The sequence below is a fragment of the Hymenobacter sp. HD11105 genome (assembly GCF_054051685.1).
Map to the genome: position 1 here is coordinate 19,649 of NZ_JBSWBR010000007.1, position 24,569 is coordinate 44,217.

Genomic DNA, 24,569 nt, shown 5'->3' on the forward strand with positions numbered 1-24,569 from the left:
CTTGGCTATCTAGGATAGAAACCATCTACTTTCAACCTAAAAATGGACAGAGCTATTTCTCCCGCCACCCACCTCCAGCGCCGCCGTCGTACGTGGCTGCTTGCCGGCTTGGTAGTGCTGGGAGCCGTTGCGGTGCTGGTGGCTTTTCGAAGCGTGCTACAACCCAGCATTAAGCGTCAGAATATTCTCACTACAACGGCCGAAATTGGCGACCTTGAGGCTTCTTTGACGGCCACGGGCTTCGTGATTCCAGGCCGGGAAGCGGTAATTACCAGCCCTATCCAATCGACGGTGCGGCGGGTAGCGCTGGCGGTGGGCGCGGCGGTGCAGCCGGGGCAAACCATTCTGGAACTTGATAAAGATTTAACTAGCAGCGAGCTGGCCAAGCTTCAGGACGCGCAGCTGCAAAACCGTAACAAAAGCACTCAGCTTAACCTGACTCTGGAGCGCACGCTAAATGATCTGCGGAGCCAGGAGCAAGTGCAGCAAGTGAAAATCCGCAGTTTGGAATCAACCTTGCGCGACGAGGAGTATCTGCTGAAAATAGGCAGCGGCACGGCCGAAAATGTGCGTCAGGCCGAGCTAAACCTACGCCTAGCCAAGCTGGAGCTTCAACGCCTACAAGACCAGATTCGCAACCAGCGCCAAGCCAACGCCGCCGACGCCCGCGAGTTGGGCTTCACCATGCAGATTCAGGACCGAAGCATTACCGAATTGGCCCGTAAGCTAGGGCAAGCCGACATCAGCGCCCAGCAGCCCGGTGTGCTCACGTGGGTAAACGAAGACATCGGCGCGACCGTGAACCAAGGGGACGTGCTGGCCCGCGTGGCCGACCTAAGCAGCTTCCGGGTGCGAGCCACCATTTCCGATGCCTACGCCGACGCGCTGCATGTGGGCGACCCGGTGATAGTCAGAATAAACGACACCGACTTGCGCGGCACCATCAGCACCGTGAGCCCGGCGGCGGATAAGGGCGTGGTTACGTTTTACGCTAAGCTCGACGAGGACCATCACCCCGCTTTGCGCTCCAATCTGCGCGTGGATGTGTACGTGGTGACGAAGGCGCATAAAGGCGTACTGCGGGTCAAAAACGGTCCTTTCTACCAAGGTGGCAATGAGCAGGCAGTGTTTGTGGTAGAAGGCGACAAAGCCGTGCGCCGCACTGTGCGCTTCGGCGACAGCAACTTCGATTTCGTGCAGATAACCGACGGCCTGCGCCCCGGCGACGAAATCATCCTGACCGACACCAAAGATTTTATTGATACCCCCGAGCTAACCATAAAGCCCTAACGCGCCATGCTACGCTCTAAAATGCCCCCCAGAACCCTTTTCAACGGCGCGCGATTCGCTTGCATCGGCTTGCTGCTTGCTTTGACTTTTCCTATTCAGGCCCAACAGCCGCTGAGCTTAGCGGAAGTAATTGAGCTGGCGCTTGGTCAGTCGGCCATAGCCCAGCAGGCCCAGACCACCCGCGAAACCAGCTACTGGCGGTGGCGCACGTACCGGGCTACGTTTATGCCTCAGCTTGGTTTACAAGGCGTTGTTCCGGAGTTTAGTCGCAATATCGCGCCCGTTGTGCAGCCCGATGGCACCACTGATTTTCGGGCTGTGCGCATCAACAATTCCAACCTAGCCGTGACCCTGAGTCAGAACATTGGGCTTACTGGGGGGCAAATTTTCGTTGGCTCGGAGGTGCAGCGCTTCGACGACTTCGACCGCGGGCAGCGCCGCTATAACACCACGCCAGCCATCATCGGTCTCACTCAACAAATCGGCGGCTACAACTCCTTGTACTGGGCGCGGCGCATCGAGCCGCTTCGCTACGAGGAGTCGCAGCGGCAGTTCGTGGCCCAGCGCGAAAGCATCGCTCAGCGCGTCACGGAGCTGTATTTTGATGTATTGCAACAGCAAGTAAACGCCGAGGTAGCCGGCCAGAACGTGCGCGCCAACGAAGAGATGCTGCGCACGGGTAAGGAGCGTTACCAACTCGGCCGGCTGTCTCAGAACGACTTATTACAGCTAGAAGTAAATGTGCTCACCGCCCGCCGCAATCAGGGACAAGCCGTGCTGGATGCTCAGAACGCCGCTTTAGAATTGCAGAACTACACCAGCGTTGGAGGCGCAGCCGTGGCCCTGCTGGTACCGCCGCCCCCGGCCCAGCTGGTGGTAGCGCCCGAGCAAGCCCTGAGCCTAGCCCGCCAAAACCGCAGCGAAATGCTCACCTATCAACGCCAGCTGCTGCAAGCCGATAGCAGTGTGGCCGGTGCTAAAGGAACCACCGGCCTGCGTGCGAGTTTGACCGCCAACCTGGGCTACGTAAACCGCTCCGACCGCTTCGTGGAAAGCTACCAGGACCCGCAGAATCAGCAGCAGGTGCGTCTGGCATTTTCGATGCCTTTGGTTGATTGGGGCCGGCAAAAGTCCATCATCAAAACTGCCGAGCTGACGCGCCAGCAGATTCAGCGCAACGTGCAGCAAAACCAAGCCACCTTCGAGCAAACGGTACTGGCCCAAGCCTCCCAGCTGAGCACCCTAAGCGAGCAACTGGCCCTGGCCGCCCGCGCCGACACGCTGGCCCAGCGCCGCTACGATATTGCTCGCGCCACCTACCAAGTCGGCCGCTACAGCCTGACTGATTTGAACATTGCTTTAGCCGAGAAAGACCAAGCCAAACGTGCCTACATTCTGGCTCTGCGCGCTGGCTGGATAGCCTACTACCGCTTGCGGGCCCTTACGCTTTACGACTTCGAACGCCAACGCCCCCTGATTGCCAGCAAGTAATTATTCTTCCAGAAAGACACTTCATTTCTCCAGCCATGAACTCGACTACCATTCAGCCTCGGCCCACCTCTCCTTCGTCCATAATTGCTACCGCGCCGCCCATGATTAAGCTCACTGATATCGAGAAAGTCTACCAAACGAAAACCATCGAGACGGTGGCGCTGAACCGGGTAAACCTGACCATCAACAAAGGTGAGTTTGTGTCGGTGATGGGGCCTTCGGGCTGCGGCAAGTCGACGCTACTCAGCATAATTGGACTGCTGGATGAGCCCACGGCGGGCACGCTGGAGCTCGATGGCCGGCCGGTGAAGTCGTACTCCGATAAGGAACTAGCGCACTTGCGCAACCAAAAAATCGGCTTCGTCTTTCAGAGTTATCATTTGATTAATGACCTCTCAGTGCTCGACAACGTGGAGCTGCCCTTGCTCTACCGCGCCGGTGTGGGGGGCAAAGAGCGGCGGCAGCGAGCCCACGAAGCGCTAGATAAAGTAGGTCTTAGTGCCCGTACTACACACTTTCCCAGTCAGCTTTCCGGTGGTCAGCGTCAGCGCGTCGCTATTGCCCGCGCCCTAGCCGGCCGCCCCGAAATCATTCTGGCCGATGAGCCCACCGGCAACCTCGACTCGGTGATGGGCGAGGAAATCATGGAGCTGCTGCTCGGCCTGAACCGGCAAGATGGCACCACCATCGTGATGGTGACCCACGACGAGCAGCAAGCCCTGAAAACGGAGCGCCTCATTCGCTTTTTCGATGGCAGCCAGGTTAGCTAAACCCATGTAGTTCTTTCTGTGAACTGGCCATTTGGTGATCTGCGCTCTGGTAGTGGGCACGGTCACCTCCGGCTCGGGTGGCCCGAATCTGCCGGGCCGCCCGCAGCCACTGCCGCTTCTATTTGATGCTCATTCTCACTTCGAATTCCCATGCTTCTCTCCTATCTCAAAATCGCTTGGAAGGTCTTGCTGCGACGCAAGTTCTTCACCTTCATCAGCCTGTTTGGCATCAGCTTTACACTTATGGTGCTGCTGGTGATTGTGGCCATGACTGACCACTTTCAGGGCGCCCACGCGCCGGAGTCGCGCATCAAGCGCATGGCGTTTGTCTCGTTTATAAGCCAGCGCTTCAAGGATGGGGGGCAAATGAATACCCCGCCCAGCCCCTACTTTCTCGAGAAGTACGTGCGCACCATGAAGACGCCCGAGAAGGTGGCCATTTACTCGGTGTTCCATGCCACGCCCAGCTACGTGGGCAACAAGAAGCTAGAACTCGACCTGCGCTTCACCGACAACGTGTTCTGGGAAATATTTGACTTTCATTTTCTCGAAGGCAAGCCCTACAACGCCACGGACCTGCGCAATGCCAACCGCGTAGCGGTGATTTCGGAAACCACGGCTCGCGACTATTTCGGCCAGGCTCAGGGCGTAGTAGGCCGCACCATCGAGGTAGACCAAAGCACATTTCGGGTGATTGGCGTGGTAAGCGATGTGCCATTGCTGCGCTTCAATTCTTACGCCGAAGTGTGGGCTCCTATGACCACTACCAAGGCCGATATTCGCAACCCCGTGCTGGAGGGCGATTATTTCGCCGTGATGCTCGCCCCGGAAGGCACTCACCTAGACGCCATTGAGGCCGAGTTTCAGCAAGTAGTGCAGCGCGTGGCCATCCCGAATCCCGATATAAAAGAGATACATACTCACGCCGATGGCCTGATGGCTTCTATCACGCGCCAGATCGTAGGTCGGGGTGAGTCAGAATCGAACCACTTGGTGACCTTTTACTTTATCATTTTTGGCTTGGCCATGCTCTTCATGTCGCTGCCGGCGCTAAATCTGGTAAATATCAACCTGAGCCGCATCATGGAGCGTAGCTCCGAAATCGGGGTGCGTAAGGCCTTTGGGGCTACTAGCGCCACGCTGGTAGGGCAGTTCCTGATTGAAAATATCTTTCTAACGCTACTCGGTGCGCTACTGGGACTCTTGATGGCCTACGGCGCTCTGGAGTTAATCAGCGACTCCAACTTTATTCCCTACGCCCAATTCACGCTCAATCTGCGCGTGTTTGTCTGGGCCCTTCTAGCTACCGTGTTTTTTGGGGTGCTGTCGGGCGTGTATCCAGCCTTCAAAATGTCCAGGGTGCAGCCCATTCAGGCCCTGAAAGGCGGCACGAACTAATCGTATTTCCCTAGCCTCTTCCTCCCATGATACGTCATCTGTTTACCCTGATCTGGAACCGCAAGCGGTCTAATATGCTGCTGATTGTGGAAATCGTGCTGTCCTTTTTCGTGCTCTTTGTGGTCAGCAGCCTGCTGGTATATAATGTAAACAACTACCGCAAGCCTATGGGCTTCGAGTACCAGAATGTGTGGGAAATGAACCTCAATCCTGGAGCGGATACCGTTGCTTTGAGACAGAAAATTCAGCTCGTTATGCAGCGCCTGAAGGCGACGAAAGGCGTGGTGGCCCTCACCAAGACTAATTCCAATACGCCCTTCTCCTTCAGCAACATGAACGGCCACTTGCACTACAAAGGCAAGCAAAGTCCCATCACCGAGAACTACGATGCCGATGACGACTTTGAGGATGTGTTAAAGCTCAATCTGGTAGAAGGCCGCTGGTTTGATCGGCGCGATGCGGCCAGCACACGCAATCCTATTATCGTTAATCAGGCCTTCGTAAACGCGATGTTCCCCGGCGAGAAAGCTGTGGGCAAAATCCTGACCGACGCGAAAGGCGCGAATGAGTCGCAGGTAATTGGCGTAGTGGACTACTACCGCTCGGGCAACGATTTTGCCGACGACGAACCCGCCAATTTTCGCCGCCGCGTAGCTGAGACCGACACTACTTCAAAAAGGTTTGCGTACGAGATACCCAATTTTTTGGTGCGCGTGCAGCCGGGCAGTGGAGCTATGTTGGAACAGCAGTTAATTAAGGAAATCACCAACGTAGCCAAAGGCTGGTCGGTAACAGTAAACTCCTTGGAACAAAACCGCGTGTCGAAGCTGAAAGTGGTAGTGACGCCGCTCGTGGTACTAGGCATGATTTGCGGATTCTTGGTGCTGAATGTGGCGTTGGGGCTGTTTGGAGTGTTGTGGTATAGCATCAATCAGCGCAGAGCCGAGATTGGCGTGCGCCGGGCCATGGGCGCCACCAGCGTAGGCATTGGGGGGCAATTTTTGGGTGAGATGCTGGTTGTCACTACGCTGGGTGTGGCGCTGGGTATATTGCTGGCGGTGCAGTTTCCGTTGCTGGGCGTGTTCAACGTGGCTCTTTCCGTGTATGTGCAGGCTATTGCGCTGGCTACGGTGCTTATTTTTGCCCTCACCGCTATCTGTGCCTGGCAGCCCAGCCGGATTGCCGCCGGTATTCAGCCCGCCGTCTCCTTGCGGGAGGAATAAAAACCCATTTCTTGAGCTTGACGCGTGTCCTCTTCACGCAATAGCTTTAGGGCTACACTCTTTTCAAATTCCTGCCCGAACCTCGTTCTTCGCCTCTCTGAGCTATGATTCTGATTATTGACGACGATGTGGCGGTGCGCACCTCCCTGAGCTTGCTGCTCAAGCAGGCCGGCTACCAGGCCAAGGGGGTAGCCACGCCCACCGACGCCCTCCAGGTGCTGCGGGAAACGCCGCCCCAGCTCATGCTCATGGACATGAACTTCTCGCTCGACACCAGCGGACAGGATGGGTTGGCATTGCTGGCGCAAGTCAAGAAAATTGCCCCCCAGGTGCCCGTTATCCTCATTACGGGCTGGGGCTCAATCACGCTGGCGGTGGAAGGCATTAAGGCTGGGGCCGCCGAGTTCGTGACCAAACCCTGGAACAACGACGCCCTGCTCCAGACGATTCGCACGATTCTGAGCTTGCAGGAAAACTCGGCCAAGGACGACACGCTGAACCGCCGGGACCTTGACAAGCGCTACAACTTCGGCAACATTGTGGGTCAAGACCCGCAGCTGCTGCACCTGCTGCGCAGTGTGGGCCAGGTGGCCGCCACCGATGCTTCAGTCCTGATTGAGGGCGAAAGCGGCACGGGCAAAGAGCTCATCGCCGAGGCCATTCACCAAAACAGCCACCGCCGCGATAAACCCTTTGTGAAGGTGAACCTGGGAGGCATTTCGGCGTCATTGTTTGAAAGCGAGATGTTTGGGCACCGCCGGGGGGCATTTACCGACGCCAAAACCGACCGTGTGGGCCGCTTCGAGTTGGCTAACAAGGGCACAATATTCCTAGACGAAATCGGCGAGCTGGACCTGAGCAGCCAAGTGAAGCTTCTGCGCGTACTCCAAGACCGCACCTACGAAGTGCTCGGCGACAGCCGCCCCCGCACCCTCGATATCCGCGTAATCTGCGCCACCAACCGCAACCTGGCCGAGCTAGTGCGCGATGGCCGCTTCCGCGAAGACCTATTTTACCGTATCAACCTCATAACGGTGCGCCTCCCCGCCCTGCGCGAGCGCCCCGATGATATCCCGCTGCTGGTCAACTTCTTCGTACAAAATCTGCGCACCACCTACCACCGCCCCGCTCTCCGCGTGAGCACCGCGGCCCAGCACTGGCTGCGTACGTTGCCGCTGGCCGGCAACATCCGGGAGTTGAAAAACCTGGTGGAACGGGCCGTACTAGTAAGCGGCAAAGACGAGCTGGGGCCCGAGGATTTCCAAGCTCACTTCCAAAAAATGCCCCCCAGAGCCCCAGAAGCGTCGGAATTGCCCCCCGTCGGTACTATGACTCTCGAAGAGCTGGAAGCCCAAATGATTCGCAAGTCGATGGAGCACTACAGCGGCAACGTGAGCCGCGTAGCCAAAGCCCTCGGCCTCAGCCGCGGTGCGCTGTATCGGCGCCTAGAGAAGTTCGGAATACCCTTTGATGCGGCGGAAAAGTAAAAAGTCAGAACGACCAACTCTCCTCCTCATCTGAGGAGGGGATGCCGTGCCGAAGGCGCGGCTGGGGTGGTTGACCTCGTTACTGATGTTGTTTAGTTGAACGTCATGCAGAGCAGAGCGAAGCATCTCGCTTGCTGACGTTGCCAAGCTAATCCAGACGACTGCACGCGAGATGCTTCGCTCTGCTCTGCATGACCGCCTTCTCTGTCCTTCACGCTAAACAACTAAACAACGCCCTCAACCACCCCAGCGTCGGCTGGGCCGCCGCGTCCCCTCCTCATCTGAGAAGGGAAGCTTCGATCTCTTTCCCTAGCTTAGCTTGCCCTTCAACTTCCCGCTCTCTCTATGACCCTGCGCGTCAAATTCCTGCTTTTTGTCGTCATCATTCACGGGGTTTTGATTGCGCTGGCCGCGCAGCTTATGCGCACGAATACCGCCCTGTTCTTAGGAACGGAAGTGCTGCTGCTGGTTTCTATCATTCTTACTACTCAGCTCTACCGCGGGTTTGTGCGGCCTTTTCAGCTGATTGCGGCGGGCACGGAGGCTATTCGAGCAAAGGATTTTTCCATGAAGTTTGTGCCCGTGGGGCAGCGCGAAATGGACCAGCTCATCGACGTATACAACCACATGATTGATGAGTTGCGGCAGGAACGAGTGGCTCAGCACGAGAAAAGTTTCTTGTTGGAGCGTCTGATTCAGGCCTCGCCGGCGGGAATTCTCCTAATGGATTTCGATGGTAAAATCGAAGCTGCTAACCCCGCCGCCGAACGATTTCTAGGTCTTGCCACAACCGATATAGTAGGCCAGCGCCCCGCCGATATGCCCGGCGACTGGGGGGCTTTTTTAAGTCAATTAAAGCCCAATGAGCCCCAGGTTATTCAGCTCTCGGGTATGCAGACCTACCGCGCTTCCACGGCCCATTTTCTGGATAGAGGATTTACGCGCTACTTTATTCTGCTGGAAGAGTTGACGCAGGCTCTCATTCGCCAAGAGAAACAAGCCTACGAAAAGCTGATTCGGATGATGAGTCATGAGATTAACAACTCCATCGGCGCCATCAACTCCATTCTGCAAAGCTTTCACTATTACGCTCCCCAGCTAGCTCCCACCGACCGACCCGATTTTACCGAAGCGCTGGATGTGTCCATTGCCCGCAACACCCATCTGGCCAACTTCATAGCCAGCTTCGCCAACCTCGTGCGCCTGCCCGTGCCCAACCGGCGCGCCTGCGAGCTGCACGAGCTGCTCCACGATATTCACCGCCTTATGCAAGTGCCCAGTCATCGGCGCCACGTAACCTGGCACTGGGACTTGGCCCCCGAACCTTTCTGGGCCGACGTAGACGCACAACAGCTGGAACAGGTGCTGATCAACATCACCAAAAACGCCCTCGAATCTATCGGCGAAAACGGCACCATCACCGTCCGTACCCGCCTGAATCCCCCGCTCCTGCAAATTGAGGATGATGGCCCCGGCATCGCGCCGGAGGTGCAGCGACGCCTGTTCACGCCCTTCTTTAGTACCAAGCGCGACGGCCAAGGCATCGGCCTGACCATGATTCGGGACATTCTCTTGCAGCACGGCTTCCGCTTTAGCTTGGAGACTGTTGCGGAGCGACGGACGGTGTTTAGTGTGTGGCTTTGAGGCCCTCGTTGAACTAGCCCGGGGACTCTACCGCCCGTACTGCTCTGCCAATGCTATTACCCGCGCGGCACGCACTTGGTCGCCGGTGTCGGTGGCGGCTTGGTAGAGGCGCTGAAGGGTCATGAGGTTGGTGGCAATCTCTTGCTCGAATAAGGCCTGCTCGTCGTGGGTGCTATAGTAGGCCAGCGACTGTTGGGTGCGGCTCAGGAGCGTATCCATGATTTCGTTGGCGCGGGGCTTTTCGCCAGCGGCGGCTAGGGGTGCTACCAGCTCGGGCGTGTAAAGGTCGTAGGGAATGGCGGCGTCGGGCATTACCTGGAGGCAGCGCAAGGCGACTTCTTTGGCCTTCAGGGGCTCGCCAGCTTGCAAATAGGCTTGGGCCAGCTGGCCGAATTTGTCGCGGTATTGAGCCAGCGTGCGGCGATTGATTTCGTCGTAGTACACCTTGGGGTTGTCTAGGTTTCGGTACGCGAATTTGTTCATCAGCGAATCGTAGGTAAGCTGGCGGGCCACATAACCTACGCGCTGGGGCTGAGGATCAGGGTTGCGGCAGGGCAGGATGCGATAGGCCATGCCTTCAAGCTGCAGGTAAGGCTCCAGACCCATGCCTTCCTGCTGAGCCACGGCATTAGCAAAATACACCGGCCGCTGCCAGTCGTTGGATGCCAGAATATCCAGAATAACCAGCTTGCTTTTATCCAGATACTGCTTGCCCATACTCCATTCCATGCGGTCTACGAGCTGGCCCTCGCGCTCTTTAGGGATAATGCCTAAGCGCTTGATTTTGTCGGTATCGACTGGCAGATAGAATTTATCGGATGGGTAAGAAAGCAGGGCCTGACCGCTTTGAGTTTGCACTTGCAGCAGGGGGCTATTTTCCCGCACCAGCTGCATAAACTCCTGCACATTCACGGCCGGCACGGCGGGGTTGGCTACGTAGGGCAAGTAGTCGTTGGTGCCCGATTGGTAGCTAGAGGTCGGCAAGGTCAAGGCCACCGGGGCCGACTCGTAGCTGCGCCGGCGCAACTGCTCGATGTGCCAATCGGTGGGCAGGTACTGGAGCACGGCAATGCGCACGTCGCGGCGGATGCCCTCTACCTCCTGGGCGTACCAGAGAGGGAAGGTGTCGTTGTCGGCGTAGGTGATGAGAATGGAGTTCAGGGCGCAGGAGTTGAGCAGGTTATGAGCCGAGTCGGCGGCCGAGTAGCGGCCGGAGCGGTCGTGGTCGTCCCAGCCTTCCACGGCCATGATGCCGGGCACCAGCAAGCCCATCACCATAGCGGTTGCCACCCGCAAATTGGGCGTGCGCAGCAGATACCGTAGCACCTCGTGCAGCCCCAAAACGCCCAAGCCAATCCAGATGGCGAAGGCATAAAACGAGCCGACAAACGTATAGTCCCGCTCCCGAGGCTCCATCGGCGGCTGATTCAGATACAGCACCAGCGCCACGCTCGTTAGCCCAAACAACAAACCCAGCACCAACGCCTTGCGCCCATCACGCCGCGCCTGATATACTAGGCCCAGTCCGCCCAGCAGCAAGGGCAGGAGCAGGAAGTTATTGCGGGCTTTATTGTCAGCTAATAGCTGAGGCAAGCCGTTTTTGCTCGCTCCAGGCAACAAAGTACCCGCTTGCTGCACGTCGCTTTCGCGGCCCACGAAGTTCCAGAGAAAGTAGCGCCAGTACATATGGCCCACCTGGTAGCTCCAAAAGAAGCTCAGGTTTTGGCTCATCGTGGGCTTCGCGTCTTCGCGCACATCGACCCACTTCTGGTACTCGCGCACGTGGCCGGGGCGGTTGCTGTAGAGGCGAGGCAGCAGAGTTTTGTCTTCGGCAGCGTACTCGTTTTCTATGCGCCGCTCGTTGATAATGTACTTGTCGCCCTGACGGATGTAGCGCGGGGCACCTTCAATCTGAGCTACGGGCTGAGCGTTGAACTGCGGACCGTAGAGCAAGGGTCGGTCGCCGTACTGCTCACGCTTAAGGTAGCTCACGAAAGAGAGCACATCGTCGGGCTTGTTCTCGTCAATGGTCGGATTGAAGCCGGAGCGAATCGGGACAATCAGGTAGGACGAATAGCCGATCAGTATAAACACAAAGGCCAGCAAGCCAGTGTTCAGGAGTTGGTTTTGCGTACGGTTTGCGTAGCGGAATCCAAAGACAATCAGCCCCAGAAACAGCGCCAAAAAGACCAGCACGCCGGAGTTGAAAGGCAAACCCACGGAGTTCACGAAAAACACTTCGAACGTGCCCGCCAGCGTAGGCAGGCCAGGGATAATTCCAACCAAAATGCCCCCCAACAGCGCCCCGCTAACTGCTAGCGTCAGAATGCCCCCCAGCCAAGTGGGCCGGGCGTTGCGGCGGAAATAATAGATAAAGCCCAGCGCCGGCAGCGCCAAAAGATTAAGCAGATGCACGCCGATAGACAAGCCCACGGCGTAGGCAATCAAAATCAGCCACCGGTCGGAGCCGGGCTCGTGGGCGCGGTTTTCCCACTTCAGCATAGCCCACACCACGAAGGCCGTGCAGAGCGTGGACATGGCGTACACCTCGGCTTCCACGGCGTTAAACCAAAACGAATCGGAGAAGGCAAAGGCGGAGGCGCCCACGGAGCCCGCGCCCAGAATCAGGGCCGTTTCGGTAAGTGAAGGCTCAGTAGTCTTTGAAGGGGCGCGGCCTTGCACTAGTTTGCGGGCCAGCAAGGTGATGGTCCAGAACAGAAACAGCACCGTAAAGGCGCTGCTCAGAGCCGAAACCCCATTGATCAGGCCCGCCACCAGACTCGCATCACCAAAAGAAAACAACGAAAACACCCGGCCCAGCAGCAAAAACAGCGGCGCGCCCGGCGGGTGCGGTACTAGCAAATGATGCGACGTAGCAATGAACTCAGCGCAATCCCAGAAGCTGGCCGTGGGCTCCAACGTGAGCACATACACCGTGAGGGCGCCGGCAAAAAGCAGCCAGCCAAGCAGGTTATTCGTCCGTTGGTAATTCATAGGCCGTGGGGGGCTTTTGTGAGTGAAGGTTTGGGAAAGATGCGGGGCGTGGGCTTGGGGTTGCCTGGGGGTTAGTCCTTCGTTGGTCCGACGCGCAGGTGAGGCCCACCAAACCTTCTTATCTTACGACTACCAATCCAACCCCTCAATCCATGAAAAAACTCTTCTTTTTAGGCATCCTAGTCCTAAGCCACTGGGCGGCGCCGGCGCAGGATGTGACTTACCAAACGCCCCCGAAGGCCATTGCCGATCTAGTAGATGCGCCCATTACGCCCCGCGTGAGCATCGCGGCCGATGGCAAGTGGATGCTGCTGCTCGACGTGCAGGATTTGCCCAGCATAGCCGACCTCTCGCAGCCCGAACTGCGCATTGCCGGCCTGCGCTTGAACCCACGCACCAACGGGCCTAGTCGCGTAAGCTACTCCACGGCGCTGCGGCTGAAGCGCCTGGCGGGCGGCGCGGAAATTCCGGTAAAAGGCTTGCCCTCGCCAGCCAAGATTAGCGAGGTGAGCTGGTCGCCGGACGATAGCAAGATTGCCTTTGCGCTTACCACCGAGGCCACGGCCGCGGCTGGGGGGCAAATTCAGCTGTGGGTGCTGGACGTAGCCACCGCCACGGCTCGTCAGATTCCGGGCGTGCAGCTCAACAGCGTATTCGGCACCGCTTACCAGTGGATGCCCGACAATCAGACCCTTATTGCCCGCACGGTACTAGCCAATCGGGGCCAAGTGCCGGATGCCACAGCCGCGCCCACGGGCCCCATTGTGCAGGAAAATGTGGGCCGCACCGCCGCTGCCCGCACCTACCAGGACTTGCTGAAAAACCCTGCCGACGAGAAGATTTTTGACTACTACGCCACTACTCAGCTGATGAAAGTGAGCCTGGATGGCAAAACCCAGCCTATCGGGCAGCCAGGCGTGATTCAGCAGGCTTCGCCCTCGCCCGATGGCAAGTATATTCTGGTCAAAACCCGCCACCGGCCTTATTCCTACCAACTCACGGTGGGTAGCTTTCCGGTGAAGGTGGACGTGCTGGATGCCTCGGGCAATCTGGTCAAATCTATTGCCGATCTGCCCCTGGCCGATAACGTGCCCACCAGCTTCGATGCCGTGCCCACCGGCCCACGCAACCACGACTGGCGCGACGATGCCCCCGCCACCATTTATTGGGTAGAAGCCCAGGACGGCGGCGACCCCAAAAAAGTAGCTACCGTGCGCGATAAAGTGCTCACCCAAGCCGCGCCCTTCGCCGCCGCTCCCATGGAGCTGGTCGATTTGCCTCTGCGCTTCCGTGGTATTACCTGGGGCAACAATACCACGGCCCTCGTGAACGGCTACCGCTGGTCTGACCGCAAAGTGATGACTTGGGTAGTAAACCCAACCACCAAAATGCCCCCCACGGTCCTCTTCGACCGCTCTTCCCAAGATACCTACAACGACCCCGGCACCCCCTACCAAAAGCCCAACGCCACCGGCCGCGACGTGCTGGCCCTCGGAGGTCCCGACCAGCAGACAATCTACCTGCTCGGCGAAGGTGCCTCACCCGAAGGCAACCGGCCTTTTGTGGATCAGTTGAACTTAAAAACCCGCAAAACCGAGCGCTGGTGGCGTTCCGAGGCTCCTTACTATGAAGCTCCGGTAGCCATTCTGGACACGGACAAGCGCACGTTCGTGACGCGCCGCGAGTCGGTAGAGCAAGCACCTAACTACTTCCTGCGCGACGCAAAAAAGAAGAACAAGCTGACCGCACTGACCAAATTCCCGAATCCTTATCCGGCTCTGGGCACCCTCAAAAAGCAAGTACTTCAGTACAAGCGCGCCGACGGCCTACCGCTCACGGCCAATCTGTATTTGCCCCCCAACTACAAAAAAACCGACGGCCCGCTCCCCACCTTGCTGGAAGCCTACCCCGCTGAGTACAAAGACAAAAGCACCGCCGGCCAGGTAAAAGGCTCGCCCTACACCTTCACCCGCATCACCTGGGGATCGCCAATTTTCTGGGTAACGCAAGGCTACGCCGTGCTCCAAAACACCTCCATTCCCATCGTAGGCGAAGGCGATGCAGAACCCAACGACACCTATATTGAACAGCTAGTGGCCGGCGCCAAAGCTGCTATCGAAGAAGGCCAGCGCCTGGGCGTAGTTGACCCCAAACGCGTAGGCGTGATGGGCCACTCCTATGGCGCCTTTATGACGGCGAATCTGTTAGCGCACAGCAACTTGTTTAAGGCCGGTATTGCCCGCAGCGGCGCCTACAACCGTACGCTGACACCTTTCGGCTTCCAGGCCGAGGAGCGCACGTATTGGGAGGCCCCGCAGGTCTACGACAAGATGTCGCCCTTCACCGCGGCCAACAAAATCAAGACCCCAATTCTGCTCATCCACGGCGAGGCCGATAACAACTCCGGTACTTTCCCTATCCAGAGTGAGCGGTTTTATAACGCCCTCAAAGGCCACGGCGCCACGGCCCGCTACGTAGTGCTGCCCTTCGAGTCGCACGGGTACGCGGCGCGGGAATCCATTATGCACATGCTGTGGGAAATGGATTCGTGGCTGAATAAATACGTGAAAGAAGCGCCTGCTGCGCCGGTAAATTAAGCACGAGCTAAACTCACTTTCAATCATTAGAACCGCGTCAATGGCGCGGTTCTTTTTTTGGCTACTATGTCAAAACAAGTCTCGATAGACTGTCATGCAGAGCGGAGCGAAGCATCTCGCGTGTTTAGTTGCTCCGGTCATTATACAAAGCTGTCATCAAAAGCCGTCCGTCATTTTGAACTTGCGAAGGACCTTATCACGCTCGCACGAGTCGTTGTTGCACTAGTCATTCATCGGGCATAAGGTCCTTCCTTCGTCAGGATGACGGATAGTTGGGCAACCTCAGCACGCGAGATGCTTCAGCTGCGGCTCTGCATAGCATTCAAATTTCATAAAACACATTGCAACCTTTCGAGCACTCCATGTCTCACAGAAAAGAAGCCACGGCGCAGCCGCTGCTGCTTCGTACCGCGACTTCTTCCTTTCACTTCAAGCTACCTTATTGCTATGGCCAGATTTTACAATTACTTGCTCAGTTGCGCCTTGCTGCTGGGCCTGGGCGCTTGCTCCGACGACTCTGTGGAGCCCCAACCGCAACCGGGCTTAATAGATGCTCGCTTTGGCAGCGGCACCTACGTTCAAACCGCGTATTGCCCTATGCTTATGTCGCGGTCGGTGCTGGAGCAGTCGGTAGCAGCGCGGCCGCCCCAGGCGATGCACAACACCGGCAAAATTTATCTTAAAGACCAATACGTGTATGTGAATGAGCGCTTTGAAGGCGTACACGTAATTGACAACCAAGATCCTAAAAACCCGCGCATTGTAAGCTTTCTGCGTATTCCAGGCAACGTCGATATTGCTATCAAGGGCAACCTGCTCTACGCCGACAATGGCCCTGACCTAGTTACCCTAGACATCAGCAACCCGTTGGCGGTGCGTGTAACCAGCCGCGTGCGCGAGGCCTTCCGCGAGTTGCCCATGCCCGAGCCTTTGCCTTTACACTCCGATTGTGCCGCCACCAATCGACCCGATAATACTGTGGTAGTTGGCTGGCAGAAAAAAACGGATACCCTTACTTATTCCTCGTTTCCGATATGGAACTCGGGATTCCGGACCGCGGCTGATGGCGGTAATACGGCTTTCAATTCGGCGCCCGGTGGGGGCACCACGGGCAAAGCCGGCTCCCTGGCCCGCTTTGCTATCCTCGACAACACCCTCTACAGCGTAGATGAGCAAAGCCTGCGTCTCTTCAGCCTAAGTAACCCTACTACGCCCGCGCCCGGCCCCAAAGTGCAACTGCAAATCGGCGTTGAAACCATTTTCCCCAAAGACCACTACCTTTTCCTGGGCACCCAGCGCGGCATGTATATTTTCGACGTAGCCACGCCCCAGTCGCCCCGCCAAGTATCCTATTATGAGCACGTGGTAAGCTGCGACCCAGTGGTAGTCGACGACCGCTACGCCTACGTGACCTTGCGCAGCGGCCGGTTCTGCGGTGGTGGCCCCAACCAGCTTCAAGTTATCGACTTAACTAATCTGAGTAAGCCAACCCTGGCTCGCTCCTATCCTATGACTGGTCCGCAAGGTTTGGGCGTAGATGCCAACCAGCTCTTTGTCTGCGACTTCGATGGCCTCAAAACATTCGACACGAGTAAGGCGCCATTGCTCACCCAGAAGCAGCACTTTAAAGTATCGGTAACCGATGTGATACCTAATGACGGCAATCTGCTGGCTATCGGGCCCGACGGCCTCTATCAGTACAGCTACACCGGCAACCAGTTACAGCAGTTAAGTCTGTTACCCATTACGCCCAAGCTCTAATGGCTATACAGCTTAAAAATTGCCCCCCAGCATTAAGCTGGAATGGCTTTTTGCTAGTGTTGGTGCTAGTGGGCCTGAGTTACAAGGCTGGGGGGCAAAATTTGCCCCCCAGCCGCTCGCTGGCCCTTAAAGTTATGCCCCAGCACCTAATTATGAGCGGTTATTGGGTGGAGGCGGAGCTGCAGCGTCTGCGTCACTCCCGGCAGAGCTTTACGCTCACGCCCCAACTGTACGCCGGCCCCGCCGGCAGCCCTAACGACGGCCCGCCTCCTCGGAGTCAGGTAGTTGATGTGCGCGGCTTTGGTGTACAGGCCCAGCACCGCTTTTATCTGCTTGCAGGCAAAGCAGCTTACCCAAGCGGCTTATATGTAAGCTACGGACCGCAGCTGCAGTATTTCCAGATGCAGTTTAGCGGCCAAGGCTGGCGGGAAGTAATCGGCCCCGGCGACCTGCCATACCTGGAGTACGGCCCCGTGCGCTCCAAGGACAGGATAACCCGCTACGGCGCATCGGTGCAGGCAGGCTACCAAGCACCCCTGCCCCCTGGCTCCGTTTTCGTAGATGTATTTGTGGGCCTGGGCTGGCGCCAAACCCATACCAATCCGGGGGTTGCCGCTAGCCGCTACCGCTCCGGCACCTCCGATTATGCTCATCGAGGCTTCTACATTCCGGCGGGCATCAAGGTTGGCTTTGCCCTTAGCGCACTTCGGCCACGTACGCCTGCAGCCATCTAGCATCGGCAATGGCCGAGCCGCCGATGTCGTTGTTGAAATACAGATACGCCTCCTGCACATGCGTGGCCGCTGCTACCTCGGCGGCCACGCGCCGCAAAGCGTCCTCCCCATAGGGCGAGTGATACAGCGCAGGCACCCCGTGCAGACGGTAGTACAGCACGGGCGTGTTAGCTACCATCTCATCGGGCAGCAGCGGGTGACTTTGCCCGCAAAAGCTGATGCCGCGGCGCGCTAGTGTCTGGTACACCTCGCCCATCCACCAACTCGGGTGCCGAAACTCCAGCACATTGGTAAACTCGGGGTGCAGGCTTTCCACAATGCGGTGCAGGCGCTCCTCGGAATACGCCAGGCGAGGCGGCAGCTGAAATAGAATTGGGCCTAGCTTTTCGCGCAGTCCTTCCTGGGCGGTGCCGTAGAAGTCGGCCAGCAGCTGCTCGGTTTGGTTGAACTGTTTGTAGTGGGTAATGAGGCGGGGGGCTTTTACGGCAAAGCGGAAATCACTAGGGCTGCTTTGGTACCAGTTTTCCAGAAAAGAGAGCTGCGGAAAACGGTAAAACGTCACATTCAATTCTAGGGTCCGAAAGTGTTGGCTGTAATAGTCAAACCAACGCTTCATCGGCAGCTTTTCCGGATAGAAAACGCCCCGCCAATGGCGGTAATGGTAGCCAGAGCAGCCGATGTGCCATGCAGGCATAGCGCGGTAGTTTAGTATTGAAAGGCTAAGTATTTGACAGGCTGATCTTAATCCTAATAAGAAGGTCATGCAGAGCGGAGCATCTCGCGCGTTTAGTTATTTAGCTGGGCAACATCAGCACGCGAGATGCTTCGCTTTGCTCTGCATGACGTTCCAGTTTTATATGACCTTACTGTTTTATCTAACTATTCAACCGCTGTCTACGCACGGCCGAATCTGCTTTTCCAGCCCGAATCAACATCCAGCCAACAAGCAGCTGCAACGCACCAAAGGCCAGAAAGCTCAGGTCCCAGGGCAACTTATTATCGACGTACTCGTGCACGTGGTGCAGGCCCAGTATCTGGTGGTCGATGATGCCTTCGATTACATTGAACAAGCCCCAACCCAGTATCAGCGCGCCCAAAAACGTGCGGCCCGACCACGGCACATCAGTACGGCACCCAGCGGCCCAAAGCATACGTAGCCCCACGGCCGTCATGATCCAGACGGCGGCGTGAAACATGCCGTCCCAATACATATTGGCTTTGGCGGCCACTAGCGTGTCGGGGGGCATTTTGGCCGAAAGCATGTTGTGCCACTGCAAAATCTGGTGCAGCACAATGCCATCGACGAAGCCGCCCAGGCCAGCGCCCATAAGCACGCCGGCGGCAATCAGAGGAGTTCGGTGTAATGGTTCAGCCATGCTTGGGGGCGATGAAGTAGCGTTTGATTTCGGCAGCGAAATATAGCCCCACACCACCCGCCAGCAGCACAGCTATGGGTAGCAGCAACACCAGCAGATTGCCAGTATAATCGGGCGTGTGAATGGTGGCCTGCACGCGAGGCCGACAGACGCGGCAGGCCCAGGCCAGCGAGGAAATCAGTGAAAGCGTTACCGTAAGCAGTCCAACGAGCAGGTTTTTCATGCGGGGGGCTTTTCTGACTTCTTTCGCTACGGGAGTGGCCATAAAGTACGGTGGGCTAAAAGCCGGAGTTGCTAGGGATGAGCTTAACCACCCGGCCTGTCGCACGTACCTAAGAAGGAATCTATTCGTCCTGCTTATGAAAACGCCCGCTGCGTACAACTTGCTCAAGCTTTCCGCTAGGGCTCCCAAACACTTTCAGAAGGAGGACACGAAGCACGCGCTAAAAGACTTACAAGAGGAAATAGCTGATCTGCAATACCGCCTTTACGCCGAAAATAAGCGCAGCATTCTGGTGGTGCTACAAGGCATGGACGCCAGCGGCAAAGACGGCCTAATACGGCGCGTTTTCAGCGGCATCAATCCGCAGGGCGTGCACGTGCGCTCCTTTAAGGCTCCCACGGAGCAGGAGCTGGCCCACGATTTTCTGTGGCGCATTCACCTGCACTCCCCGCGCGCGGGCATGATTCAGGTATTCAACCGCTCCCACTACGAAGATGTGCTGATTACCCGTGTAGTGGGCCTTATTGATGACAAGCGAGCTGAGCAACGCTTCGAGGCCATTAATGCCTTCGAGAAGCTGTTGCAGCAGTCGGGCACTACCATTCTGAAGTTTTACCTGCACGTGTCGGAGGACAAACAGCGCGAACGACTAGATGCGCGTATTCATGACCCCAACAAGCGCTGGAAGTACGAGGCCGCCGACGAGAAAAGCGCCAAGAAGTGGCCCGAATATCGCGCCGTGTATGAAGACGTTTTTCGCCATTGCAGCCCTAAGTCGTGCCCCTGGATAGTGGTGCCTTCCGATCAGAACTGGTATAAAGCTCACGTGGTAGCCACCGCGCTGCGCGACGCCCTGCGGGAAATGGATCCGCAATTTCCAGCTCCCAAGGCTGAAAAACACAAGTAGAAATCTGCGTTATCAGCCCCACTTTGCACTCGGGTACAGGGCTGCAAAAGTCACTTTCTTGCGGCCAATTGGCAACCCCAACTCCCGGTGTGAGTACACGGAGGGTAAGGTAGCGCAAGCTAGTTTTGGCCAATTAAATATCTCGACCCGTACTCCATGAAACCTGTCGTAACACTTACGCTCAACCCCACGGTAGATAAAAGTACCATTGTTGATAAAATCGTACCTGAGCACAAGCTGCGCTGTGCCACTCCCAAATTTGAGCCGGGCGGCGGCGGCATCAACGTGTCGCGTGCACTGAAGCGGTTGGGGGGCAATTCCTTGGCGGTATTTCCATCGAGCGGCCCCACGGGCAGCTTGCTGCAATACCTGCTCACGGAGGAAGGTATTGAGCAAGAGCCCATCGAGACGGCCAGCTGGACCCGCGAAAACTTTATTGTGGTCGACTCTTCTTCCAACCAACAGTACCGCTTTGGTATGCCCGGCCCGGAGCTGACGGTGGCTGAGCAAGCCCGCGTTTTGGATTCCCTGAAGGCCATTAAGCCGCTGCCGGAATTTCTGGTTATCAGTGGCAGCTTGCCGCCCGGTGTCGAGCCCGAATTCTTAATTAACATCGTGCGGGCCGCCAACCAACTTGGAGTAAAAGTGGTACTGGATACCTCGGGCGTAGCTCTGCACGAAATAGTAAACGCGGGGGGCATTTATTTGATAAAGCCCAACCTAGGTGAGCTGTGCAAGCTGGTAGGCGTAACGGAGCTAGATAGCGCCTGCGTGGCCGAAGCTGCCCGCGAGCTAATCGGCGACGGCAAATGCGCTCTGGTGGCGGCTTCTATGGGTCCACAGGGTGCCTGCTTTATCTCGCCGGAGATAGTCGATTTCGTACCCGCGCCTGCGGTGCGCAAGCGTAGCACCGTAGGCGCCGGCGACAGTATGGTTGCCGGTATGGTGTACGCCCTGGCCGCCGGGTTGCCCCTACGCGAAGTTATTCGGATGGGTGTGGCCTGCGGCACGGCGGCTACCATGAACCCCGGCACTGAGCTCTTCCGCAAACACGACGTGGATAAGCTTTACAGCTGGCTTCTGCGTACCATGCAGCCCATGGAAAGCGCCGTAAGCTAGGGCGGCGCAGCAGAAAAGCCCTCCACATGCCACTGATCGACAAAATAGCCTGGCTGTACCTTCAGGATGGCCAGCTTTTGAGCACGCGCAGCCGAGGCAAGGACCGCTACTACATTCCGGGCGGCAAGCGCGAGGCCGGCGAAACCGACGAACAAACCTTAGTGCGCGAAATTCGGGAAGAATTGACGGTAGAGCTGTTGGTAGAAAGCGTCGTATACCGTGGCACCTTTGAGGCCCCGGCCCACGGCCACGCTTCAGATGTACTGGTGCGAATGACCTGCTACGGTGCCCACTACGCAGGTCACATCCAACCAGCAGCCGAAATTGAAGAGGTAGTCTGGCTTACCTACCAGCACCGCCCCCTCGTTTCGGCCGTCGACCAGCTGATTTTTGATTGGCTCAAGGACCAACAACTATTGGCTGATTAACCATTTTTCTTCTCGCTATGCTCAAGAACTCCAAAGGCCCCGAATTGCCCGCCTGGGTATTCCTAGCCATCCGTTTTGGCTCCCTTCTATTGGTGGCAATTGTGGCCTATTTTGTTTTTCGCTGCGACAGTTAGCACAGAAATACAGACGACTTTTCGAGCGCATTTTGCCCCCGTAAAGACGCATATTTGCGTCTTTACGGGGGCTGCTTTGTGGAGTCAATTAGTCTTAGAAGAGGGGCTAAAAAGCTAAACTGATTTACTTCTGGTATTTTACCGGAAGTATTTGTTCATCTAGCCCCCACCAAATGAAAATTCTTCTTCCGTCTTTAGCTGCGCTGCTGCTTGGCGGTCAGGCCTATGCCCAAGGCAACCTTAAAACCCTGCCCTACCCGCAAACCAAAAAGGTAGACACCGTCACGACTTACTTCAGCACCAAAGTAGCCGACCCTTACCGCTGGCTTGAAGACGACCAGGCTCCTGATACCAAAGCCTGGGTGCAGGAGCAGAACAAGGTAACCCAGAACTATCTGGCCCAGATTCCTTACCGCGACGCTATTCGCAAGCGCTTGGAAACGCTGTGGAACTACGAGAAATTCGGCATTCCCCAGAAGGAGGGCAAATACACGTATTTCTCCAAGAATACTGGCTTGCAGAGCCAGTCGGTACTGTACCGGCAGGTGGGCGCGGGCGCCCCGGAGGTGTTCCTCGACCCCAATACGTTCGCCAAAGACGGAACCACCTCGCTGGCCGGCCTGAGCTTTACCAAAGACGGCAGCCTAGTCGCCTACTCGATTTCGGAGGGTGGCTCCGACTGGCGCAAGGTGATTCTGATGAAGACGGCGGACAAGTCCCGCGTGGACGACACCCTCCAAAACGTGAAATCCTCGGGCCTGGCCTGGAAGGGCAACGAAGGCCTCTACTACAGCTCCTACGACAAGCCAAAAACCGGGAGCATGCTGGCCGGCCAAAACCAGTTGCACCGCCTGATGTACCACAAGCTTGGCACGCCGCAAAGCGCCGACGTGCTGGTGTTTGGCGGGGAGAAACTGCCGCGCAGCTTCGTTAGGGGCTACCTAACCGAAGACCAACGCTTCCTGGTGATTACGGCCAGCAACGGCGGCAACAACAATGAGCTCTACATCCAGGATTTGAGCAAGCCCGGCAGCCCTATCGTAACCGTGGTCGACAACATGAATTCTGCCAACGAGCTGGTTGAGAACGTGGGTAGCAAGCTCTACATCGACACCAACCTCAACGCCCCCAACAGCCGCTTGGTGACCGTGGACGCCGCCAATCCCAAGCCGGCCAATTGGAAAGACCTGATCCCGGAATCTAAAAACGTGCTGATCGTGAGCACGGCCGGCGGCAAAATCTTCGCCCGCTACCTCAAGGACGCCACTTCGCTGGTGGAGCAGTACAGCATGGCCGGCAAAAAGGAGCGGTCCATCGCCCTGCCCGGCCTCGGCACGGCCGGCGGCTTCAATGGCAAGATGGAGGAAAAGGAAATCTACTACACATTCACCTCCTACATCTACCCACCTACCATCTTCAAGTACGACATTGCCACCGGCAAGTCGACGGAATTCAAGAAAGCCGGCGTGCAGTTCGACCCCACCAAGTTTGAGTCGAAGCAGGTGTTCTATACTTCGAAAGACGGCACGCGGGTGCCGATGATTATTACCCACAAAAAAGGGTTAGTGCTGAACGGTAAAAACCCCACGCTGCTCTATGCCTACGGTGGGTTCAATATTAGCCAAACGCCAAGCTTCAGCACGTCCAATATTGTATTGCTCGAGAACGGTGGCATCTACGCTGTAGCCAACCTGCGCGGCGGTGGTGAATACGGCGAGAAGTGGCACCTAGCCGGCACCAAAATGCAGAAGCAAAATGTGTTCGACGACTTCATTGCGGCCGCCAAGTACCTTAAAGCAAACAAATACACTGATACCGACCACCTCGCCATCGCAGGCGGCTCCAACGGTGGCCTGCTGGTAGGTGCTGTTATGACGCAGCGCCCTGACTTAGTGAAAGTAGCGTTCCCCGCAGTAGGTGTAATGGACATGCTGCGCTACGACCGATTCACAGTTGGGGCAGGCTGGGCCCCTGACTACGGTACCGCCCAAGACAGCAAGGAGATGTTTGACTACCTCTACAAATACTCGCCCTATCACGCTCTGAAGCCTGCCTCCTATCCCGCCACCATGGTCACCACCGCCGACCACGACGACCGGGTAGTGCCCGCCCACTCCTTCAAATTTGCTTCTCGCTTGCAGGAAATGCAGAAAGGCAGCGCCCCCGTCCTCATCCGCATCGAGACCAAAGCCGGCCACGGCGCTGGCCGCTCCACAGCTCAGGTTATCAGCGAGCAGACCGACAAATGGGCCTTCATGTTCCAGAACATGGGCGTACCGTATACGGCCGCTACGAACTAAACCAGCTTGATTTAAAGGCACTAAAAAAGCCCCCCAGAATCAATTCGGGGGGCTTTTTTGACTGTAAGGAGTTCTACAAAGCATTCATCTTTAGCAGTTCCATATCTTCTGGATATATATTAACCATAGCGTACTTCCGCTGATTGGTAATATTCATCTCATCCAAAGCATCTACCATATCCTTGTATTTGGCATCAGCTGTCATTTTGATAAGGACCACATCGAAGGAATTCTGCCGTTGTTGGTTCAGCAATATTTGTCGCAGTCCTGTTGGGCTAAAGTTGGTGTTATGTAGAGCTGGTCGCTCGTTATAGGCGCTGTTTTCCCCGAAGTAATAATATATCTGATGATCCTTACCTAGAATAAGGGTTACTACTTTCCTGTAAGACATAGGATTGAAGGAATCATAGGTGCACGTCGGGCGTACAGGCATTGTCATTGCCATTACCATGGGCTTCGTGAAATTGCCCGCCATAATAAAAAACGTTACCAGCAAGAAGCCTAATCCTACCATCGACGTCATGTCAGGCGCAAGTCGGCTTGCTGACACCCGGATGCCTTTCCGGCGATTCATAGAGGAATTAAAGTTTAGATCAACCATACCCGGGGAGTTATATAGGAAAACTTTAATGCAGAAACGTCGCTAGCTTCGAACTTATTATTGATTGCTCATTTATAATTTGACTTATCGAG

General features: G+C 56.7%; 19 protein-coding genes. 14 read left to right on the forward strand and 5 right to left on the reverse strand.

Going from position 1 to position 24,569, the window contains the following annotated elements; all coding sequences use genetic code 11:
- The first annotated feature begins 42 nt into the window (after positions 1-42).
- The 7 genes from ACW9KT_RS17920 (at position 43) to ACW9KT_RS17950 (ending at position 9,303) form a co-directional block, all read left to right on the forward strand.
- Positions 43-1,290 carry an efflux RND transporter periplasmic adaptor subunit gene (locus ACW9KT_RS17920; RefSeq protein ID WP_457082916.1) on the forward strand — a complete coding sequence of 416 codons (1,248 nt, stop codon included), beginning with the start codon at positions 43-45 and terminating at the stop codon, positions 1,288-1,290.
- 6 nt (positions 1,291-1,296) lie between these two features.
- A complete protein-coding gene (locus ACW9KT_RS17925; RefSeq protein WP_457082918.1) occupies positions 1,297-2,781 on the forward strand; it encodes a TolC family protein in 1,485 nt (494 codons plus the stop codon).
- A 101-nt stretch (positions 2,782-2,882) separates the two neighbouring features.
- Positions 2,883-3,551: an ABC transporter ATP-binding protein gene (locus ACW9KT_RS17930; protein WP_457083167.1), complete on the forward strand. Its 669-nt coding sequence runs from the start codon at positions 2,883-2,885 to the stop codon at positions 3,549-3,551.
- Positions 3,552-3,701: 150 nt separating this feature from the next.
- Positions 3,702-4,949, forward strand: a complete 1,248-nt coding sequence (locus tag ACW9KT_RS17935; RefSeq protein WP_457082920.1) for an ABC transporter permease — start codon at positions 3,702-3,704, stop codon at positions 4,947-4,949.
- A 26-nt stretch (positions 4,950-4,975) separates the two neighbouring features.
- The gene (locus tag ACW9KT_RS17940; protein ID WP_457082922.1) at positions 4,976-6,172 is read left to right on the forward strand and encodes an ABC transporter permease; all 1,197 of its coding nucleotides are present in this window, start codon (positions 4,976-4,978) and stop codon (positions 6,170-6,172) included.
- Between the two features lie 104 nt (positions 6,173-6,276).
- Positions 6,277-7,659 carry a sigma-54-dependent transcriptional regulator gene (locus ACW9KT_RS17945; protein WP_457082924.1) on the forward strand — a complete coding sequence of 461 codons (1,383 nt, stop codon included), beginning with the start codon at positions 6,277-6,279 and terminating at the stop codon, positions 7,657-7,659.
- 345 nt (positions 7,660-8,004) lie between these two features.
- Positions 8,005-9,303, forward strand: a complete 1,299-nt coding sequence (locus ACW9KT_RS17950; protein WP_457082926.1) for a sensor histidine kinase — start codon at positions 8,005-8,007, stop codon at positions 9,301-9,303.
- A gap of 27 nt (positions 9,304-9,330) precedes the next feature.
- On the opposite strand, the gene ACW9KT_RS17955 is transcribed toward ACW9KT_RS17950, so the two are convergent.
- Positions 9,331-12,297, reverse strand: coding sequence for a glycosyltransferase family 117 protein (locus ACW9KT_RS17955; RefSeq protein ID WP_457082928.1), 2,967 nt, complete (start codon positions 12,295-12,297; stop codon positions 9,331-9,333).
- A gap of 152 nt (positions 12,298-12,449) precedes the next feature.
- Between ACW9KT_RS17955 and ACW9KT_RS17960 the strand changes: the two genes are divergently transcribed.
- From ACW9KT_RS17960 to ACW9KT_RS17970, 3 genes are all read left to right on the forward strand, one after another.
- Entirely contained in the window at positions 12,450-14,894 is a 2,445-nt protein-coding gene (locus ACW9KT_RS17960; protein ID WP_457082930.1) for a prolyl oligopeptidase family serine peptidase, read from the forward strand.
- A 447-nt stretch (positions 14,895-15,341) separates the two neighbouring features.
- Entirely contained in the window at positions 15,342-16,655 is a 1,314-nt protein-coding gene (locus tag ACW9KT_RS17965; RefSeq protein WP_457082932.1) for an LVIVD repeat-containing protein, read from the forward strand.
- Complete coding sequence (locus tag ACW9KT_RS17970) at positions 16,655-17,389, forward strand: hypothetical protein (RefSeq protein ID WP_457082934.1); 735 nt, start codon at positions 16,655-16,657, stop codon at positions 17,387-17,389. The genes ACW9KT_RS17965 and ACW9KT_RS17970 overlap by 1 nt, the downstream gene beginning before the upstream one ends.
- On the opposite strand, the gene ACW9KT_RS17975 is transcribed toward ACW9KT_RS17970, so the two are convergent.
- The 3 genes from ACW9KT_RS17975 to ACW9KT_RS17985 form a co-directional block, all read right to left on the reverse strand.
- Positions 17,352-18,083 (reverse strand): DUF72 domain-containing protein, encoded by a 732-nt coding sequence (locus ACW9KT_RS17975; RefSeq protein ID WP_457082936.1) that lies wholly within the window; start codon positions 18,081-18,083, stop codon positions 17,352-17,354. The genes ACW9KT_RS17970 and ACW9KT_RS17975 overlap by 38 nt on opposite strands.
- A gap of 181 nt (positions 18,084-18,264) precedes the next feature.
- Positions 18,265-18,765, reverse strand: a complete 501-nt coding sequence (locus ACW9KT_RS17980; RefSeq protein ID WP_457082938.1) for a DUF2243 domain-containing protein — start codon at positions 18,763-18,765, stop codon at positions 18,265-18,267.
- Positions 18,758-19,030, reverse strand: a complete 273-nt coding sequence (locus tag ACW9KT_RS17985; protein WP_457082940.1) for a hypothetical protein — start codon at positions 19,028-19,030, stop codon at positions 18,758-18,760. The genes ACW9KT_RS17980 and ACW9KT_RS17985 overlap by 8 nt, the downstream gene beginning before the upstream one ends.
- A 94-nt stretch (positions 19,031-19,124) precedes the next feature.
- Between ACW9KT_RS17985 and ACW9KT_RS17990 the strand changes: the two genes are divergently transcribed.
- From ACW9KT_RS17990 to ACW9KT_RS18005, 4 genes are all read left to right on the forward strand, one after another.
- Positions 19,125-19,895: a PPK2 family polyphosphate kinase gene (locus tag ACW9KT_RS17990; protein WP_457082942.1), complete on the forward strand. Its 771-nt coding sequence runs from the start codon at positions 19,125-19,127 to the stop codon at positions 19,893-19,895.
- Positions 19,896-20,051: 156 nt separating this feature from the next.
- A complete protein-coding gene (locus tag ACW9KT_RS17995) occupies positions 20,052-21,014 on the forward strand; it encodes a 1-phosphofructokinase family hexose kinase (RefSeq protein WP_457082944.1) in 963 nt (320 codons plus the stop codon).
- A gap of 26 nt (positions 21,015-21,040) precedes the next feature.
- The gene (locus ACW9KT_RS18000; RefSeq protein WP_457082946.1) at positions 21,041-21,442 is read left to right on the forward strand and encodes an NUDIX hydrolase; all 402 of its coding nucleotides are present in this window, start codon (positions 21,041-21,043) and stop codon (positions 21,440-21,442) included.
- Positions 21,443-21,749: 307 nt separating this feature from the next.
- Entirely contained in the window at positions 21,750-23,876 is a 2,127-nt protein-coding gene (locus tag ACW9KT_RS18005; protein WP_457082948.1) for a prolyl oligopeptidase family serine peptidase, read from the forward strand.
- A 73-nt stretch (positions 23,877-23,949) separates the two neighbouring features.
- On the opposite strand, the gene ACW9KT_RS18010 is transcribed toward ACW9KT_RS18005, so the two are convergent.
- On the reverse strand, positions 23,950-24,450 hold the full coding sequence (locus ACW9KT_RS18010) for an ExbD/TolR family protein (RefSeq protein WP_457082950.1): 501 nt from the start codon (positions 24,448-24,450) through the stop codon (positions 23,950-23,952).
- Between the last annotated feature and the right edge of the window lie 119 nt (positions 24,451-24,569).